The sequence below is a fragment of the Corynebacterium sp. Marseille-P8863 genome (assembly GCF_946902955.1).
In the GTDB taxonomy this organism is placed as follows: Bacteria; Actinomycetota; Actinomycetes; order Mycobacteriales; family Mycobacteriaceae; genus Corynebacterium; species Corynebacterium gottingense.
In genome coordinates this window covers 1-3,765 of sequence record NZ_CAMPQC010000030.1, presented here as the reverse complement: position 1 = coordinate 3,765, position 3,765 = coordinate 1, and the positions used below count along the sequence as shown (strand labels likewise).

3 protein-coding genes and 1 pseudogene are annotated in these 3,765 nt (G+C 61.7%); 2 read left to right on the top strand and 2 right to left on the bottom strand.

The window, feature by feature from the left end; genetic code table 11:
* Nucleotides 1-139: 139 nt before the first annotated feature.
* Complete coding sequence (locus tag OVO38_RS12315) at nucleotides 140-724, bottom strand: ABC transporter ATP-binding protein (protein WP_267208688.1); 585 nt, start codon at nucleotides 722-724, stop codon at nucleotides 140-142.
* Here OVO38_RS12315 and OVO38_RS12310 point away from each other — a divergent pair.
* Nucleotides 681-926, top strand: a complete 246-nt coding sequence (locus OVO38_RS12310; RefSeq protein ID WP_323746837.1) for a DIP1984 family protein — start codon at nucleotides 681-683, stop codon at nucleotides 924-926. The genes OVO38_RS12315 and OVO38_RS12310 overlap by 44 nt on opposite strands.
* Here OVO38_RS12310 and OVO38_RS12305 read toward each other — a convergent pair.
* Nucleotides 923-1,986: pseudogene (locus OVO38_RS12305) on the bottom strand (glycosyltransferase family 4 protein). The gene OVO38_RS12310 and the pseudogene OVO38_RS12305 sit on opposite strands and share 4 nt — an antisense overlap.
* A gap of 4 nt (nucleotides 1,987-1,990) precedes the next feature.
* Here OVO38_RS12305 and OVO38_RS12300 point away from each other — a divergent pair.
* Nucleotides 1,991-2,731: a class I SAM-dependent methyltransferase gene (locus tag OVO38_RS12300; RefSeq protein WP_267208684.1), complete on the top strand. Its 741-nt coding sequence runs from the start codon at nucleotides 1,991-1,993 to the stop codon at nucleotides 2,729-2,731.
* Nucleotides 2,732-3,765 lie beyond the last annotated feature (1,034 nt).

The window sequence follows — 3,765 nt, the reverse complement described above, 5'->3', positions numbered from 1 at the left end:
TTTTCAATATTGTGATATGTGACATAGTTTACCTTTGGGGCTGACATCGAAAATACATATGCACCCCACCTGCGGTGACTCTCGTTGAATGCCTACCCAGAACAGTTCCACGCCAAGACGGATCAAATCACTACCTTCCCTACGCAGGGCAGATGACGGGCGCGCCTGAGACTGGGTCGTAAAGGACGCGGGCTTCGATGCCGTAGACGTCTTGGAGGAGTTCGGGGGTGAGCACGTCGAGGGGTTCGCCGTGCGTGATTACGCGGCCGGCTTTCATGACCAGGAGTTCGTCGCAGTAGCGGGCGGCGAGGTTGCGGTCGTGGATTGCGACGACGGCTTGGCGTTCCGATTCGGCGACGATGTTGCGGATGATGGTGAGCAGGCTTACTTGATGGTGGAGGTCGAGGGCGGAGGTGGGTTCGTCGAGAAGGAGGAGTTGGGGTTCGCGTACCAGCATCTGGGCGACGCCGGCGAGTTGGCGCTGGCCGCCGGACATGTAGCAGACCATCCGGTCGGAGATGTGGAGGATGCCGAGGCGGTCCATCATCGCGGCGGTGGCCTCGAGTGGGTTGGTGACGGCGCCGCCAGCTTTTGCGGCGACCACGATGGATTCGAACGCGGTCAGCGACGCGCTGGTCAGCAGGTCTTGGGGGACGTAGCCGACGTCGTGGGGTCCGCAGGTGGTGGTGACGGTCCCGGACGTGGCGGTTTTGAGGCCGGCGATAGTTTTGCGTGCCCGGAGGTTTTATAGTGCGGTGGCGGATGCGGCGTCGGCACGTGCGGCCCGCTACTCCGCTTCCGAGGTGCGGTATGTGTCCACTGTGGATGTGGGGCAGTTGCACGCGATGGCGGATAAGACGGCGAAGGAGTACCGGGAGCTGGATACGAAGATTCAGCAGTTGAACTGGTCGACGGAGCTGCTCTAAAGACTGTCGATGAACTGGGTGAACTTGCGCCCAGTTGCCGCCCACGAGTAGGTCCCGGCGCGCTGTTGCGCCTGGGTGCCGAGGGTTTGGCGGAGGGGGGCGTCGTCAAGGAAGTGGGCGACTTCGGCGACGAACTCGGCGTGCGTGCCCACGAGCATGCCGGTTTCGCCGTGCTGCACTGAGTCGGCGAGGCCGCCTGCCGCCGCGTAGCCGATGGTGGGGACGGCGTGTTGGGCGGCTTCGATGACGGCGATGCCCCAGCCTTCTTTGGCGCTGGGCATGAGGTGGAGTTGTGCGCGGGCGAGCAAGGCGTGTTTGTGGTCGTCAGCGACGTGGCCGTGGAAGATGACGCGCTCGCCTGCGAGGTCGCCGGCGCATTCGCGGAGTTGGTCTTCCCACCAGCCGGAGCCGATCACGTCGAGCACCACGTTGTCGAGGGCGGCGACGGCGTCGATGGCGTGCTCGATCTGCTTGTGTGGCACGAGCCGGGAGAGGATGACCACGTGGGTGTGGCCGTCGTCGGCGAGGGTGGGCAGTTCGGCGGGCACGGGGGCCACCCCGTTTTCGATGATGCGGATCGCGGCTGGGTCCACCCCGAGCGCCTCCAAATCGCGTTTCGAAGCCCGCGAGACCGTCACGTACGGCGCCCCGCGGAACACCCTGGGCGCCACCTTGGATTCCAGCCACCACCCGAACCGCCCGATGATCGGCCCGGCCACCGGCCACTGTTCCTTGTGGCAGTGGTGCGTGAGCAGCACGGTCGCGGCCCGCGAGTAGAGGCGTGCGAAGAAGGGGATGCCGTTTTGGGTGTCCACGATGATGTCGGGCCGGTGTCGCCACGCGGCGAATGGCGCGAGCAGGTAGACACTGTATTTGCCCCCGGCGCGTTCGAAGCGGATGCCGTTTCTGCGAGTGACGCGCGGGGCGTCGGTGTGTTTCGCGGTGCGGTAGATCACCTGGTGGCCGGCGGCCGCGAGCGCTTCGCCGACGCGTTCCAGGTACGCCTCGGAGCCGCCACCTTGTGGGTGGAGTCGCGCCAACACATCAGCAGTATCTTCATTGTCATGTACCGTACCCGCCACCTGGCCACCTTGGCACGTTCGTTGCGCTTGTTACGCTCGTTTCGCTATGAGCAGTTCCGCCCTCGCATCTTCTACGAGGGGTTGGCCCGCGACACCTACCAGCTTCTCGACGCCCTCTCCGCCGACCTCACTGCATCCCCCCTGCGGGGTAAGTCGGTGTTAGATGTGGGCGGCGGTCCGGGCTATTTCGCCGAGGCCTTCGCGGATACCTTCTATGTGGGCGTGGAGCCGAGCGTCTCGGAGCTGTCCGCGGCCGGTATTTCCGGCTACGGCTCCGTCCGTGGCGACGGCACCGCCCTCCCCGTCGCCACCGATTCCTTCGACGTGGTGTACTCCTCCAACGTTGCGGAGCACATCCCGGATTGGCAGACGATGGCCGAGGAGATGTTGCGTGTGGCCAAGCCCGGCGGCCTGGTGGTGCTGAGTTATACGGTGTGGTTGGGACCCTTCGGCGGGCACGAGACCGGCCTGTGGCAGCACTACGTGGGCGGCGAGTTCGCTAGGCGTCGTTACGTGGCTGCCCACGGGCACGAGCCGAAGAACAAGTGGGGCGAGTCCCTCTTCGCCGTCTCCGCAAAGGAGGGCTTGGCGTGGGCGGAATCGACCGGCAGGCTCCTCGCTGCGTTCCCGCGCTACCACCCTCGCTGGGCCTGGTGGTTGACGCGGGTGCCCCTGCTCCGCGAGTTTGCGGTTTCCAACCTGGTAGTCGTGCTGCGCGGGTAGGATCGGCACATTTTATATACGAAAGTATATGAACATCGCAGTACTCTGTACTTTTACTGCATGCTCGATGAATACTCAATGCGCGGGGGCCGATGGGCCTCCATTATTCCATCCCCAGGTGCGAATTACCCCTTCGATGATCAACACTTTTAACGACATTAAGGAAAAGGACAACAATGCGTCTACCAATCCAGGTTCCAGCATCGGTTCAAGCCGCAATTAGACAATTTCCAATCAGTTGGGACGCTGTTGCCCCACTTCTCGCAAGTGTCCTGACTTTTGCGTCCGTTGCCACGGCAGTCGCGACGGCCATTGCAATTGGAGCACCAAGCACCCCGGCACCCCACGTACAACCGCGTGGCGAAGAATCCGTCATCCAAATTGTCACCGAAGATGGAAGGACAGCGGGCAGATGCTCACTCGGTGGCTTGCTCCCGGAAATGGCGCACTACACCGATAGGAATTCCGTCTACTACTGGAAACTTGAGCCAGGGGAGAAACGCATCGACGCGTCCTGCCCTAAGGTTGGGGCTTTGTCCTCCGGTAAAGCGCGGCTAGAGGGCCACGCGACGGTCAACAACTTTGATAAACCACAGGTCGTCAAAATCACTGTTCGGTAACGTCAACATGTAAAGACCAACACCGCAAGGAGTATCGTGAACTGGCAGTCCCCGCTTTCCCCCAGTGTTATGGGAACTGCCATCACGACGCGGCGATACATCACAATCGCGTGTATTTTTCTCGCAGTCATTGCCATCGTCTGGCAGTATGCGCTTGAACTACCAGATACACGCCAACTCGCATTTATCATTGTCGGAGCGTCGATGCTCCCTCTATCAGTGAGGCTTCCGATCACAGCATCCGTTGTGTTCCTATGCGTCACTGTCGTTGCTGATTATTTAGGGTCTGAAGCGTCCTGGGTTTGGTTCCGCTTCTTTTACGGCCCTGTGTTGATGGGCTCGGTGAGATAATACTCGGTTTCTACTTCTTGTGGGGTGGCGTAGTCCAACGCCTCGTGAAGACGTTTGGTGTTC